At 62.9% G+C, this 12,324-nt stretch carries 18 protein-coding genes; 8 read left to right on the top strand and 10 right to left on the bottom strand.

The features are described from left to right. The first annotated feature begins 225 nt into the window (after window positions 1-225). On the top strand, window positions 226-660 hold the full coding sequence (locus WA070_RS11825) for an antitoxin Xre-like helix-turn-helix domain-containing protein (protein ID WP_088184983.1): 435 nt from the start codon (window positions 226-228) through the stop codon (window positions 658-660). Continuing rightward, window positions 657-1,136: an RES family NAD+ phosphorylase gene (locus tag WA070_RS11820; RefSeq protein ID WP_422634131.1), complete on the top strand. Its 480-nt coding sequence runs from the start codon at window positions 657-659 to the stop codon at window positions 1,134-1,136. The genes WA070_RS11825 and WA070_RS11820 overlap by 4 nt, the downstream gene beginning before the upstream one ends. Before the next feature lie 43 nt (window positions 1,137-1,179). Here the strand turns inward: WA070_RS11820 and WA070_RS11815 are convergent, their stop codons facing one another. The 3 genes from WA070_RS11815 to WA070_RS11805 all read right to left on the bottom strand — a co-directional run bounded on the left by WA070_RS11815 (window position 1,180) and on the right by WA070_RS11805 (window position 3,904). Further along, a complete protein-coding gene (locus tag WA070_RS11815) occupies window positions 1,180-1,575 on the bottom strand; it encodes a response regulator (RefSeq protein WP_292624035.1) in 396 nt (131 codons plus the stop codon). A 132-nt stretch (window positions 1,576-1,707) separates the two neighbouring features. Further along, window positions 1,708-2,790: a sensor histidine kinase gene (locus tag WA070_RS11810; protein ID WP_292624037.1), complete on the bottom strand. Its 1,083-nt coding sequence runs from the start codon at window positions 2,788-2,790 to the stop codon at window positions 1,708-1,710. Window positions 2,791-3,010: 220 nt separating this feature from the next. Continuing rightward, a complete protein-coding gene (locus WA070_RS11805; protein ID WP_422634130.1) occupies window positions 3,011-3,904 on the bottom strand; it encodes a LysR family transcriptional regulator in 894 nt (297 codons plus the stop codon). Between the two features lie 160 nt (window positions 3,905-4,064). Between WA070_RS11805 and WA070_RS11800 the strand changes: the two genes are divergently transcribed. The 6 genes from WA070_RS11800 (at window position 4,065) to WA070_RS11775 (ending at window position 8,003) form a co-directional block, all read left to right on the top strand. Continuing rightward, window positions 4,065-4,835, top strand: coding sequence for an SDR family NAD(P)-dependent oxidoreductase (locus WA070_RS11800; RefSeq protein ID WP_292624040.1), 771 nt, complete (start codon window positions 4,065-4,067; stop codon window positions 4,833-4,835). A gap of 33 nt (window positions 4,836-4,868) precedes the next feature. Beyond that, window positions 4,869-5,414: a carbonic anhydrase gene (locus tag WA070_RS11795; RefSeq protein ID WP_292624042.1), complete on the top strand. Its 546-nt coding sequence runs from the start codon at window positions 4,869-4,871 to the stop codon at window positions 5,412-5,414. Window positions 5,415-5,494: 80 nt separating this feature from the next. After that, complete coding sequence (locus tag WA070_RS11790) at window positions 5,495-5,719, top strand: hypothetical protein (protein WP_088184986.1); 225 nt, start codon at window positions 5,495-5,497, stop codon at window positions 5,717-5,719. 28 nt (window positions 5,720-5,747) lie between these two features. Further along, complete coding sequence (locus WA070_RS11785; RefSeq protein ID WP_292624043.1) at window positions 5,748-6,176, top strand: thermonuclease family protein; 429 nt, start codon at window positions 5,748-5,750, stop codon at window positions 6,174-6,176. Between the two features lie 118 nt (window positions 6,177-6,294). After that, entirely contained in the window at window positions 6,295-6,954 is a 660-nt protein-coding gene (locus tag WA070_RS11780; protein WP_422634129.1) for a DUF6088 family protein, read from the top strand. Continuing rightward, on the top strand, window positions 6,951-8,003 hold the full coding sequence (locus WA070_RS11775; protein WP_422634128.1) for a nucleotidyl transferase AbiEii/AbiGii toxin family protein: 1,053 nt from the start codon (window positions 6,951-6,953) through the stop codon (window positions 8,001-8,003). Before WA070_RS11780 ends, WA070_RS11775 begins: the two co-directional genes overlap by 4 nt. Window positions 8,004-8,017: 14 nt before the next feature. On the opposite strand, the gene arsH is transcribed toward WA070_RS11775, so the two are convergent. The 7 genes from arsH to WA070_RS11740 all read right to left on the bottom strand — a co-directional run bounded on the left by arsH (window position 8,018) and on the right by WA070_RS11740 (window position 12,062). Beyond that, window positions 8,018-8,758: an arsenical resistance protein ArsH gene (arsH, locus tag WA070_RS11770; RefSeq protein ID WP_422634127.1), complete on the bottom strand. Its 741-nt coding sequence runs from the start codon at window positions 8,756-8,758 to the stop codon at window positions 8,018-8,020. Beyond that, window positions 8,758-9,213 (bottom strand): arsenic resistance N-acetyltransferase ArsN2, encoded by a 456-nt coding sequence (gene arsN2 / locus WA070_RS11765; RefSeq protein ID WP_422634126.1) that lies wholly within the window; start codon window positions 9,211-9,213, stop codon window positions 8,758-8,760. The genes arsH and arsN2 overlap by 1 nt, the downstream gene beginning before the upstream one ends. Then, window positions 9,186-10,250, bottom strand: a complete 1,065-nt coding sequence (gene arsB / locus WA070_RS11760) for an ACR3 family arsenite efflux transporter (protein ID WP_422634125.1) — start codon at window positions 10,248-10,250, stop codon at window positions 9,186-9,188. The genes arsN2 and arsB overlap by 28 nt, the downstream gene beginning before the upstream one ends. After that, window positions 10,247-10,678, bottom strand: a complete 432-nt coding sequence (gene arsC, locus WA070_RS11755; RefSeq protein ID WP_422634124.1) for an arsenate reductase (glutaredoxin) — start codon at window positions 10,676-10,678, stop codon at window positions 10,247-10,249. The genes arsB and arsC overlap by 4 nt, the downstream gene beginning before the upstream one ends. Beyond that, on the bottom strand, window positions 10,678-11,205 hold the full coding sequence (locus tag WA070_RS11750) for an arsenate reductase ArsC (protein WP_422634123.1): 528 nt from the start codon (window positions 11,203-11,205) through the stop codon (window positions 10,678-10,680). The genes arsC and WA070_RS11750 overlap by 1 nt, the downstream gene beginning before the upstream one ends. Before the next feature lie 12 nt (window positions 11,206-11,217). Beyond that, window positions 11,218-11,550 carry an ArsR/SmtB family transcription factor gene (locus WA070_RS11745; protein ID WP_088184994.1) on the bottom strand — a complete coding sequence of 111 codons (333 nt, stop codon included), beginning with the start codon at window positions 11,548-11,550 and terminating at the stop codon, window positions 11,218-11,220. Between the two features lie 98 nt (window positions 11,551-11,648). After that, complete coding sequence (locus WA070_RS11740; protein ID WP_088184995.1) at window positions 11,649-12,062, bottom strand: single-stranded DNA-binding protein; 414 nt, start codon at window positions 12,060-12,062, stop codon at window positions 11,649-11,651. Window positions 12,063-12,324: the final 262 nt, after the last annotated feature.

Raw genomic sequence — 12,324 nt, 5'->3', positions numbered from 1 at the left:
GGCCGCGATCACTTTTTGCCGCAGGCCAAAAGCCGTAGCGAAGCGACCGGACCCTTTACGGGTTGATCGCATTAGGCCGCCCGCCGGACCAAGGATTGCGCCTCAAAGAGCGGGGTGAAGCTGCCGGTCGGAAGAGGTCATGGCCCCACCGGACAGATATCACCGGTTGCTTGTGTTTGCCTCATGTGAGACACATATCTGCATCAGATGAGGCAGGAGCAGCAGATGGCGAGCCAGCCCGTGACGATCGAGACCCTGCTTGGGGTTGCGCCCCGCAAGGGCGACACGCGCCTGGGGCTGAGCTATTCGATTCTCGAAGGCCTGCCGGTCGGCGCGCTCGACCATCTTGCCGACACCGTCGCGCCGGGCGACAGCCGCTTCAAGTTCCGCCTGATTTCCAAGGCGACGCTTGATCGCCGCAAGAAGTCGGCGTCCAAGCGCCTGACCAGCGAGGAAGGCGACAAGCTGGCCCGGATCGCCAAGGTGTTCAGCTTCGCGCTCGATATCTATAAGGATCCCGCCAAGGTCCGCGACTTTCTCGGCCGCGCGCATCCCATGCTCGACAACAAGCCGCCGCTCGACGTGGCGCTGGCGACGGGTCCGGGAGCCGATGTCGTCATCAACCTGCTGGGACGGGCGGCGTATGGCGGCGGGGCGTGAGCGCCCAGATCACCGACCGCGTGCTGACCTGTTTTCGGATCGGCGATCCCGATGGCGCGCATCCGATCTATGACAGCGAGGGCGCTCGGCTCTATCCGGGACGGTGGAACACCGCGGCCAGCCCGATCATCTACACGTCAGAACATTATTCGACGGCGATGCTGGAAAAGCTCGTCCACGCGAACACGGTGATGCCGCCCAACCAGCATTATATCCGCATCACCATCCCCAACGGCGTCAGCTACGAAGTCTTCCCGACCGCGAAATTCTCCGGGTGGGACGGCAAGCGCGAAGATATCTGCAAGGCCTTTGGCGAGGCGTGGTTCGCGGCGCAACGCTCGGCGCTGTTGCTGGTGCCTTCGATCCCGGCGCGGGTGGAACGCAACATCCTGATCAATCCAGCACATCCCGACGCGCAAGCCATCGGCTTCGATCTGCCCGAACCAATCTGGTGGGATGACCGGCTCTATGGCTGATCGCGCCTGACCGGCATATTTGCGTTGATCCTTGCGAACTGCCTTATTCGCCGACAGTCGAGCCGCCGGCATTGAGCAACTGCGAAACCGCCGTGACAATCTGGCCGATCGCGAAGGGCTTGGCGATCAGCACGCTGTTGGGGACGCCATGCGAGGTCCAGTCATGACCGCTCGCGCCCGACATATAGACGATTGGAATATCCGCTGTCAGTTCGCGAGCGCGTCGTGCGACATCCCAACCGGTCAGCTTATTCGGTACAAGATTTACGTCGGTGACGACCGCCCGGACGACCGAGTCCGCTTTCTCTAATAAAGTGATGGCATCCTCGGCGCTTTGAGCAGTCGCCACGGCATAGCCGGCATCTTCCAGGCCCGAGACAACGACCTCCTCGATCAATGTCTCGTCCTCCACCACCAATATCAAAACTGAGTCAGTCAAAATCGGTGGTGCCTTGTTGGTGTTCGAACGGAACGCTCCGCACCTATACGATAGAATTGCTCAACGCAGCCAGGCTGCAAACTATCCGCACCCGCTGGGTAAATCTCGCAAAGGGGGACAGGCTTTGCCGGTTCAAGCTGCTTCTAGCAGCGGTGCAGCCGCCACGGCCCGTGCGACGGTAACGGTGAATCCTGCCGGGCCAGTCATCATCGTGACTGTGGCATCCAATTGCTTGGCGAGCGCCGCCACGATCGTGGTGCCGAGGCCGCCATCGATTCTGGGCGGTGTGTCGGCGGCCTTGCCGACGCCATTGTCTGACACGATCAGCATCCAGTCGTCCCGGTCGATCGCGTAGCGCACATCGATCGCAGCTTCGCGGCGTTGCTCGGGAAAAGCATATTTAAGCGCGTTGATCACGAGCTCGGTGACAATCAATCCCAGGCTGACAGCCTTGGCTGACGGGATCATGCCCGCGTCCGATATGACCTTGATGGCGACCGGCTGGTTGTCGCCGATCATCGACGCCCCGAGACCGGCGCAGAGCTTTTCGAGATAGTTGCCGACCTCGATCTGATCGATGCCGTCGGTCATGTCGAGATGCTGCTGGACAGCGGCGACCGACATCACGCGTTGATGAGCATCCTGAAGATGGAAACGTGTCTCGTCAGAGGAAACGGCCCTTGCTTTAAGCATCAAAATACTGGCGATGATCTGCAGGCTGTTGGCGACACGGTGCTTCATCTCCTGCAGGAGTATCTCGTTCTGCCGCCGCAGTTCTTCAGAGCGCTCAAGCAGGGCTTCCTTCTCGTGCTCGATCGCGCGCCGTTCCGTCACGTCACGAAAGGCAAGCAGGATCGCCATTGTGTCGCTCTCGTCGTACAGGACCTTGCGGGCATTAAGCAGCATGATGCGGTGGCCGATCGCCGGGAAATCATGATCGACCTCGAACCCGTCCATTGCGACCCGCTCGGGCAGGATGGTCTCGAGCAACAGCCGTAGCGCGGGAATATCCCACTGCCCATGGCCGAGCGCATAGAGCAGGCAGCCTTGAGTCTGTGCCGGCTCGACCTTGAAGATTTCATAGAAGGAGCGACTGGCCTCGAGAACGCGGAGATCAGCATCGAGGACAAGAAACGGCTCGGGGATCGTATTGACGATCGCCTGGGCCAGCAGATTGGCCTCTTCGAGGTTTCGCACGGGAAGTGTCGTGGACATTCCGGTCAGCCCATCACAAATGGGCAAGAATCGCTCAATATCATCACGCGCCTTCCACTTATAGGCGGAGGCACGGTCGTCCCCCGGTCACGGGACGCCTGCGGATGCAATCGAGTGATGGCTGAGATTACCATAGCAGCGCGGCCATGCCTATGCTTGCGTTATAGCGTGCCGGACAATGCGTGGGAATCAGGCGGCGTAGACTAGACGCGACCTTGCTTCAGGCAGGAGGATCGCGCACCAGATCAGCGCTGAGAAAGTCGACGAACGCCCGCGCGGCGATGCGGGTCGCCCGTCCCATTGGATAATAAGCATGAACCGGCAGCGCTGCGGTCTCCCAATCGGGGAAGATCTGCACCAGCGCACCTCGCTCCAGCTCAAATCTACATGCCCAGGAGGTGGTCGAGGTGATACCGAGGCCGCCTGCTGCCGCCGCCAGCGCGCCAGCAGTATCATTCGTGGACACATGCGCACGAACATCGACCACTACCGTTTCACCATCTTTCTCGAACCGCCAGGAAGACGATTGGGTCGAGGCCGGGCCACCGACAATCCGGTGCGCGCCGAGCGCGCCAGGCACCTGCGGTGTGCCGTATTTTGCAAGATAGGCCGGCGCGGCGACGATCATCCGCCGCATCTGCCCGATCAGCTTGGCGGTTCCCGACCCTTCGGGCAGATTGCCGACACGGATGCCGACATCGACGGCTTCGCGGACCATATCCTGCCAGCTGTCGTCGAGGAGCAGGTCGATCTGGAGTTGTGGGTGCCGTTCGGCGAACCCCGACAATCGTGGCATGACGACGCGGATGCCCATGGTCGAGGGCATCCCGATGCGCAACAGCCCGCGCAGTTCGCCGGTTTCGCGGATACTGTTCTCGGCATCCTCCAGCGCCGCCAGGATCGGTTCGATCCGAACCAGATATTCCTGACCCGCTTCGGTCGGCACGACGGCGCGGGTCGTGCGCGATAATAGGCGCGTCCCCAGCCCCGCCTCCAGTTCGGCGATCATGCGCGAGACCTGCGATTGGGCAAGACCGTTCTCCCGGGCCGCCGCCGAGAAGCTGCCCAGCCGGGCAACACGGGTGTAGAGCCGCAGGGTCAGGATATCTTTCATATTGATGCTGGCTTAGCATAGGTCATAGCCGATTTGAACGGCTACCGACTGAACCAAACATCCGCCACTTCAGCGGCATCGGATCCGAAGCGCAGTGTCGCTGCACTGCCTTCGCCGAAACGGTCCAACCTCGGGCCGGCAGAGATGGAAGGATAGTCACATGCAGATCAACGGTTCGATCGCCCTCGTCACGGGCGCCAATGGCGGCATCGGCCGCGCGTTCGTCGCCGAGTTGCTGAAGCGCGGCGCCGCGAAAATCTATGTTGCCGCACGCGACACCGCGTCGCTGCGCGACCTCCTGCAGGGCGGTGACCGCCGCTTGGTGCCGCTTCCCCTCGATGTCACCGATCCCGATCAGGTCGCGGCGGCCGCCGGCGTCGCCAGCGATGTGACGCTGCTCATTAATAACGCCGGCTATGCCGCGTTCGAGGGCGCGATCGCCGCACCGGATATCGACGACGCCCGCCGCGAGATGGACGTCAATTATTTCGGCACGCTGGCGATGACCCGCGCTTTCGCTCCAGCGCTCGCCGCATCGGGAGGTGGTGCGACCATCAATATGCTTTCGATGCTGGCTCTGGTCAGCTTGCCCGTGGCCGGCACTTATGCCGCATCAAAAGCCGCCGCGCTGTCACTCACCCGCAGCATCCGCGCCGAACTGGGCGCACAGGGCACGCAGGTGATCGGCGTGCTGGCCGTCCAGACGGATACGGCGATGGGCGCCAAACTGCCCGAGCCGCGCATGACGCCCAATGAGGTGGTCAGCGACGCCCTCGATGCGCTTGAGGCCGGTAGCAGTGACGAAGTCGTCGCCGGTGCCCAGACCCACACGATCCATGAAGCGTTCACGGCCAACCCCAAAGCCGTGCAGGCGATGATGTCGACCCGGCTGCCCGTGGCCCGGAATGCGGCCCAGCCAAAGGCCGCGTGACGCTCCTGCTACTCTCATTTGAAGGATAGGATCATGGATTTTCTCGAAACCATCGCCGCTCGCAATGTCGACTTTGCCGCGCACGGTTTTACGCCCGACCTTAAGATTATTCCGTCCAGGAAGACGATGATTATCGGCTGCGTCGACCCCCGCGTCGATCCGATGGACGTGCTCGGCCTCGAGCCAGGCGAGGCGGTGGTCATCCGCAATGTCGGCGGCCGTATCAACCCGGCCCTGCTCGAAACCCTGACGATCCTGCGTACCGTGTCGCACGCCGCCGGACAGGAAATCGGCGAAGGCTGGACGTTGATCGTGCTTCATCACACCGATTGCGGGATCAAGGGCTGCTACCATCATGCGCCCGAACTTCTTGCGCCCTATATGGGTGTCGCGCTCGAGGCGCTGGACGCGCTTGCGATCACGGACCCCTACGCCGCCGTCGCGATCGACGTCGCCGCGCTCAAGGCCAATCCCAAACTGCCGGCCACTTTCATGGTCACGGGGCTGGTCTATGATGTGGCGACTGGTTTGATCGAGACCGTGGTTCCACCAGCCCCGCTGCGGTCTTTGGGCGCATAAGCGACGCCTATCGCGCATCGCGAGAAAAGATGCGCACGAGATGCTTGATGATTGTTCTTTGTTTGTTCTATTCTACGGCCATGCTCCGAGTCGATGAAGATAGCCTGGCCCTCCATCTCGAGGTGTCCCTCGCAACGGCCGAACCGGCCCTCGTGACCAATATCCGATACGGCGACGCCGTTGCGCGTCGCCGTGCGACGGCCGAATTGGCGCGACACCTCGCTATGCGTTTGCGCTGCTATGATATCCTCGCCGATGAGGCCGCGGCACGGTCCGATACATTGCCGCTCTTTCCTGACGCATGACCCACGCTACCGCCCCGGTTGAGCGCTGATGCTCGCTATATTTCTGCTGGCTGTTGCGGTCGTACCCAGCGGCCAAGCATTCATCTGCACGCCCGTCAGGGTGTGGGACGGCGATGGCCCGGTCTGGTGTCGCGAGGGACCGCGCATCCGGCTTGCCGGCATAGCGGCGCGGGAGATCGACGGCTCGTGCCGCAAGGGACACCCCTGCCCACGCGCCAGCGGCATCGCCGCGCGCGACGCGCTGGTGCAGTTGCTCGGCGGCGCCAGAGGACGTGCCGGCACCGGCCATATTCTTGTCACTGGCCCAAGGCTCCAGTGCCGATCGAACGGCAATGCGAAGGGCGATCGCACCGGCGCCTGGTGCGCGGCGCCGGTGATCGGCGATATCAGCTGCGCCATGATTGCCACCGGCACGGTGCTGCGGTGGAACCGCTATGCTGCGGGCCACTGTGGTTGAGGTGACGCGAAGGGCGAAATAGCGGCATCCCACCGCGCCGCATATGTCCGAAATCTGCCTACATATTTCGGACCAGCCACATTTACTCCTGTCCGAAATTTGTGTACGGATTTCGGACATGGCCGACACTGTTCCCGATCTCAAAGCCGCGATCCTGCAACGGATCGACGCGCGCGCGCCCAAGGCGGTATGGACCCCGGCCGATTTTCTCGACCTCGGCAGCCGTGACGCTGTCGACAAGACGCTGCAACGTCTGACGAAAACGGACGCGCTGCGGCGGATCCACCGGGGGCTCTATGACAAGCCGGCCCGCAACAGCCTGACCCAGCAAAGCAACCCGCCCGATCCGCGTGAGGTGATCGACGCCATCACCCGTCGCGACCAGATCCGGGTACTGGTCGACGGGATGACCGCCGCCAATGATCTCGGCCTCACCAACGCGGTGCCTGCCAAGATCGTCGTCCATACCGACGCACGATTGAAGACGATCCAGCTCGGTCGGCTCACGATCAGCTTCCGGCTGACCGCAGCCAGCAAACTTTTCTGGGCGGGACGACCGGCGATGCGACTCGTCCAGGCGCTCCACTGGCTGCGCGACACGATGGGCAGCGATCCGCAGGATGATGATCTGGTCCACCGTCGCCTCGCAGCCCTGTTGAACGATCCCGGCCAGGGCAAGGTGCTGCGCGACGATCTGGCCGACGGCCTCCTAGCGTTGCCGGCCTGGATGCAGGCCTTCCTCAAGCCAATGCTGTTCGAGAAGGCCGCCACGTCATGATGAACCCCGAATATGACCGCATCATCAGCGCGGACGACGAAACCCGCCTCGGCGTGTTCAGCACGACGGCCCAACGCATCGGCACCACGCCCCAGAATGTCGAGAAGGATTTCTGGGTTTGCTGGACGCTCGACGCGCTGTTCAACGGCCTCCCGCCAGGTCCAAGGCTGCTGTTCAAGGGCGGCACATCGCTGTCGAAGGGCTTTGGCTTGATCCGCCGCTTTTCCGAAGACATCGACGTCACCGTATTTCGCGACGATCTGGGGCAGACCGCTTCGATCGCCGAGCTCGAGGCGATGAGCGGCAAGAAGCGAGAAGCCGCGCTCGACGCGATCCGCGAAGCCTGCGAGGCCCATATCCAGGGGCCTTTGCAGAGCCAGCTCGCCGCGATCGTCGGCGAAGCAGCCGAGCGGATGGGGATAGCCGCCGCGCAGTGGCGGGTCGAACCCGACGCGCAGGACGCTCAGACACTTTCCCTGCGCTACCCGACGGTCACGCCGGTCGATGCCTATGTCGGCAAGGCGGTGAAGATCGAGTCCGGCGCCAAATCCGCGCTCGACCCCCACGCGCTCCACACAATCACGCCCTATCTCGAAGCCGACGTGCCGGGGATCAATCTGGCCGTCGCCAATGTGACGATCGTCGACGCGGAACGGACCTTCTGGGACAAGGTGGTTATCCTGCACGGGCTGCGACGCTGGTTCGAGATCCGCGGCGCCCTGCGCGGCAATGGCCAGCGCGTCTCGCGCCATTATTATGATCTTCACGCGCTGTTGCAGTCCGACGCCGGCAAATGCGCGCTGGCTGATCCGGCGCTCGGCCGAGATTGCGTCGCCCATGCCCGGCTGTTCTTCAACCGGCCGGCCTTCGACCTGGGGACCGCCGTGCCAGGCAGTTTCGCGCTATGCCCCGAAGGCGACATGGTCGATGATCTCCGGCGCGACTATCGCGCCATGACGGGGATGATCTTCGGCGACGCGCCTGCCTTCGATGCCGTCATCGAGAGCATCGCGACCCTCCAGAACCAGCTCAATACGGCAGTTCCGTAAGAGCGCGCTTCGGGTCAGCCAACGGCCTGCGTCGCGAGATCCTTGTCCGCATCGCGCCTGAGTATCGCTGCTTTGCGCTCGGAATAACGATCGACGAGCTGGTCGGTATGGCCGCGCGTGAGGATCGTGAAGCGAACGAGCTCCTCCATCACATCGACGATACGGTCATAATAGCTGGACGCGCGCATCCGGCCGTCCTCGCCGAATTCCTTGAAGGCCATGGCGACACTCGACTGGTTGGGGATGGTGATCATCCGCATCCAGCGGCCGAGTAGCCGCAATGTGTTGACCGCGTTGAACGACTGCGAGCCGCCGGACACCTGCATCACCGCGAGGGTCCGCCCCTGGGTCGGGCGCTTGCCGCCGAACTCTAGCGGCAGATGGTCGATCTGCGCCTTCATGATGCCGGTGATCTGGCCATGCCGTTCGGGACTGCACCACACCATCGCTTCCGACCACAGCGCATGCTCGCGCAGCTCATGGACCGCCGGATGATCGTCACCCTCGACCTGATCGGGCAAGGGCAGATCGCTCGGATCGAATATGCGCACCTCGGCGCCGAACAGGATGAGCAGGCGGGCCGCCTCCTCCACCGCAAGTCGGCTGAACGAACGCGCGCGCAGCGAACCATAGAGCAGCAGGATACGCGGAGGTGGATTGAGAGAACCAAGACCCGCCGCCAGATCATGCCGGACCATCGCGCGATCGAGCGCCGGCATGAGTTCGGGATCGGGAAGTGTACGCAGTCGGGACATCAGCAAATCCGTTTGAAAAGAAAGGCGGCGCTCGCCGGGCAAAGCGAGCGAAACTCCGCGCTGTCGGCGATCTCCGCCGGCGCGGAGGCGCGGGCTATCGGGGCATACCCAAAGCGGCCGAAAAAGGGCTCAGCCGTCGTGGTCAGCAGATAGAGGCAGGTCGCGCCATCCTTAGCAGCCGCGCGTTCGAGCGCGGACAGCATGGCGCTGCCCAGGCCCGCGCCGCGACGCGCCTCCACGACGATGAAAGAGCGCAGCAACCGATCGGCTCCAACGCCTTCTACACCGCCATGGCCAATCAGACCGTCCTCATCGTCGAACCTGTAGAAATGACGGCCAGGCGCTGCGATATCGCTCGCCGGCAGTCCTGCTTCCGCCAGCACCGGCGCGAGCGCGGCCAGCTGGTGAAGTTCGACGCGCGTAGCGATCATGTCGTAGCCCGCTGCTCGTACCATGGGCGCGTAGCCTTCACGATATGCACGACCGAGAGCATCACCGGCACCTCGACCAGCACGCCGACGACCGTCGCCAGCGCAGCGCCCGAGTTGAGGCCGAACAGGCTGATCGCAGCGGCAACCGCGAGCTCGAAGAAATTGGACGCGCCGATCAGCGCGGCAGGCGCGGCAACGCACCAAGCCACGCCGAACCGGCGGCTCAGCCAATAGGCGAGGCCCGCATTGAAATAGACCTGGATCAGGATCGGCACGGCGATCAGCGCGATGACGAGCGGATGGGCAATGATCGCCTCGCCCTGGAACCCGAACAGCAATACCAGTGTCGTCAGCAAGGCGACCAGCGATACGGGGCCGAGCATTGCGAGCAGGCGATCCAGCGCGGGCTGGCCGCCGGATGCCAGCAGCACGCGCCGCGCGATCTGGGCGACGATGACCGGCACCACGATATAGAGCAGCACCGAAATCAGCAGCGTGTCCCATGGCACCGCGATCGAGGCGACGCCGAGCAGCAGCCCGACCAGCGGTGCAAAAGCGAAGACCATGATGATGTCGTTGAGCGCTACCTGGCTCAGCGTGTAGCTCGGCTCGCCCTCGCAGAGGTTGGACCAGACAAAGACCATGGCTGTGCACGGCGCCGCGGCCAGCAGGATCAGCCCTGCGATGTAAGAGCTGACCTCGCCCGCAGGGAGCAGCGGACGAAACAGCCACCCCAGGAAGACCGTACCCAGCAACGCCATCGAAAAGGGTTTGACCGCCCAGTTGATGAAGAGCGTGATGCCGACTCCTTTCCAGTGCTGTCGCACCGACCCCAAAGCACCAAGGTCGATCTTGAGCAGCATTGGAATGATCATCAGCCAGATCAGCGCCGCCACGACGAGATTGACACGGGCGATCTCGGCCGCGGCGATAGCGGCGAAGAGGCCCGGCAACGCATAGCCGAGCGCGATACCCACGATGATGCACAGCGCCACCCAAAGGCTCAGATAGCGTTCGAAACCGCTGATCGCCGGTTTGGTCGGCGCGTTAACAGCGCTCATCCCTCGATCCTCTTGCCGGCGGCATCGGTAACCCGTTGGCCATCCTCCTTGGTGAAAGCGCCGCGCTGTTGGCTCGGCAACAGATCGAGCACTTCCTCGGAGGGTCGGCACAATTTGACGCCCAGCGGCGAGACGACGATCGGCCGGTTGATCAGGATCGGGTGTGCGATCATCGCGTCCAACAGCTCGTCATCGCTCAACGCAAGATTGGCGAGGCCGAGCTCGTGATAGGGTGTGCCCTTCTCGCGGAGCAGATCGCGGGGCGTGATTCCCATGCGCCCGATCAGCGAGGCGAGCCGCGTTCGGTTCGGCGGCGTTTTGAGATATTCGATGACATGCGGCTCGATGCCGGCATTTTCGATCATCGCGAGCGTGTTGCGCGACGTTCCGCAATCGGGATTATGATAGATGATCACGTCGATCGGCATCACGCAGCGTCCCCGCGACGAGTGCTCGCGCCTTCGACCTGGCCGATTTCCCGAACATGGGCGCGTAACGCCAATGCGTCGAGCCGGTCGAACGGCAGCGCGATGAACAGCTTAATCCGATTTTCCAGATAGCGCAGCGCCGTCACGAACGCCCGTTCGCGCTCGATCGCCGGACCTTGGACATGGCTCGGATCCTCAATGCCCCAATGCGCCGTCATCGGATGACCCGGCCAGATCGGACAGGTTTCGCCGGCCGCGTCGTCGCAAACGGTGAATACGAAATCCATGGCGGGTGCATCTGGGCCGGAGAATTCATCCCAGCTTTTCGACCGTAGACCGGCGATCGGATATTCGATCCGCTCCAGGAGAGCGATCGCGTCCGGATTGATCGCACCTTTGGGAAAACTGCCTGCGGAAAAGGCGCGAAACCGGCCCTCTCCCAATTTCATCAATGCGCTCTCGGCGAGGATCGAGCGCGCGGAATTGCCGGTGCACAGAAACAGGACATTATAAATCCGGTCAGACATGGAGAAGCTCCGTCAGCAACAGGGAATAAGCTCGGCGATCAGCGGTTCGCATAGCTCTGCCCTGCCCCCGCAGCAGTCCTTGACGAGGAACAGGGTGAGCGCCTTGAGCTGGTCGAGATCGGCGCGGTAGATGATATGGCGGCTGTGGCGCTCGGCTCGGACCAGACCGGCGCGAGCAAGTCCGGCGAGATGCGAGGACATCGTATTCTGGGGGATGTCGAGCTGGCGGGCGACGTCCCCGGCGGCGAGGCCGGCGGGCTCATGCCGCACCAGCAACCGGAAGGCGTCGAGCCGCGTACTTTGCGCCAGTGCGCCAAGAGCATCGATAGCAGAATCATTATTCATATATCGATATTATTGGATATATGGATTTCTTGCAACCGCCCTAAAGCCGAAAACAGCAAAAAGGCCCGGTGGCTGATGCCACCGGGCCTTTGCGGCTCTCAGAAGGGAATTTCGTCGTCATCCACCGAGCTGTCGTTGCCGCCCTGGCCGCCGCCCGCGGGCTTGGCGCGGGTCAGGAAGGTCACCTCGTCGGCGATGATCTCGACACCGTAGCGTTCGATATTCTCGTTGTCGGTCCAGCGGGTGTAGTGGATGCGACCGCGCACCATCACCTTCATGCCCTTATCGACATATTGTTCGACGGTCTTGCCGACGCCGTTGAAGCAGGTGATCCGGTGCCATTCGGTATCCTCGATCCGACGGCCATTATCGTCTTTGATGGTCTTGCCGTTGCTGTCCCGCTTGGGCCGCGAGGTCGCGAGGCTGAAGTGGGTGATCTTGGTGCCGCCCTGGGTGGTGCGGGCTTCCGGCGTGGCGCCGACATTGCCGGCGAGGATGACGAGGTTCTGCATGTCGAGGTTCCTTTTTGGGTGCCGAAGGGACCGTCCCTTCGACTGACCCCCGAAAAAGGCGGGCATGGGCGGTGCTTCCACCGGAGCGCGTCAGCAGCGCAGGGGAACCCCGACACAAGGGGTGGTGCGGGCAGCCGTGGCACACGGCAACTCGGCCCGAAGGGGAGCGGGTTGGAGGCACCGAACGACCGACTTAGGGATCAGGTCAAAAAGAAGGGATGGTCGCTTGGGTTCTATGACACCAGGAACCGGTGCAGAAACC

Source organism: Sphingobium sp. (assembly GCF_049304695.1).
Taxonomy (GTDB): domain Bacteria; phylum Pseudomonadota; class Alphaproteobacteria; order Sphingomonadales; family Sphingomonadaceae; genus Sphingobium.
Note: the sequence above shows the minus strand (reverse complement) of the source record. Positions and strands in the feature narration are given on the sequence as shown.

Bases quoted from the DNA above. Each gene is read 5' to 3' on its own strand.
- WA070_RS11825 (WP_088184983.1), top strand. From the start codon at position 226: ATGGCGAGCCAGCCCGTGACGATCGAGACCCTGCTTGGGGTTGCGCCC.
- WA070_RS11810 (WP_292624037.1), bottom strand. From the start codon at position 2,790: ATGTCCACGACACTTCCCGTGCGAAACCTCGAAGAGGCCAATCTGCTG.
- WA070_RS11805 (WP_422634130.1), bottom strand. From the start codon at position 3,904: ATGAAAGATATCCTGACCCTGCGGCTCTACACCCGTGTTGCCCGGCTG.
- WA070_RS11800 (WP_292624040.1), top strand. From the start codon at position 4,065: ATGCAGATCAACGGTTCGATCGCCCTCGTCACGGGCGCCAATGGCGGC.
- WA070_RS11795 (WP_292624042.1), top strand. From the start codon at position 4,869: ATGGATTTTCTCGAAACCATCGCCGCTCGCAATGTCGACTTTGCCGCG.
- WA070_RS11790 (WP_088184986.1), top strand. From the start codon at position 5,495: ATGCTCCGAGTCGATGAAGATAGCCTGGCCCTCCATCTCGAGGTGTCC.
- WA070_RS11785 (WP_292624043.1), top strand. From the start codon at position 5,748: ATGCTCGCTATATTTCTGCTGGCTGTTGCGGTCGTACCCAGCGGCCAA.
- WA070_RS11780 (WP_422634129.1), top strand. From the start codon at position 6,295: ATGGCCGACACTGTTCCCGATCTCAAAGCCGCGATCCTGCAACGGATC.
- WA070_RS11775 (WP_422634128.1), top strand. From the start codon at position 6,951: ATGATGAACCCCGAATATGACCGCATCATCAGCGCGGACGACGAAACC.
- arsH (WP_422634127.1), bottom strand. From the start codon at position 8,758: ATGTCCCGACTGCGTACACTTCCCGATCCCGAACTCATGCCGGCGCTC.
- arsN2 (WP_422634126.1), bottom strand. From the start codon at position 9,213: ATGGTACGAGCAGCGGGCTACGACATGATCGCTACGCGCGTCGAACTT.
- arsB (WP_422634125.1), bottom strand. From the start codon at position 10,250: ATGAGCGCTGTTAACGCGCCGACCAAACCGGCGATCAGCGGTTTCGAA.
- arsC (WP_422634124.1), bottom strand. From the start codon at position 10,678: ATGCCGATCGACGTGATCATCTATCATAATCCCGATTGCGGAACGTCG.
- WA070_RS11750 (WP_422634123.1), bottom strand. From the start codon at position 11,205: ATGTCTGACCGGATTTATAATGTCCTGTTTCTGTGCACCGGCAATTCC.
- WA070_RS11745 (WP_088184994.1), bottom strand. From the start codon at position 11,550: ATGAATAATGATTCTGCTATCGATGCTCTTGGCGCACTGGCGCAAAGT.
- WA070_RS11740 (WP_088184995.1), bottom strand. From the start codon at position 12,062: ATGCAGAACCTCGTCATCCTCGCCGGCAATGTCGGCGCCACGCCGGAA.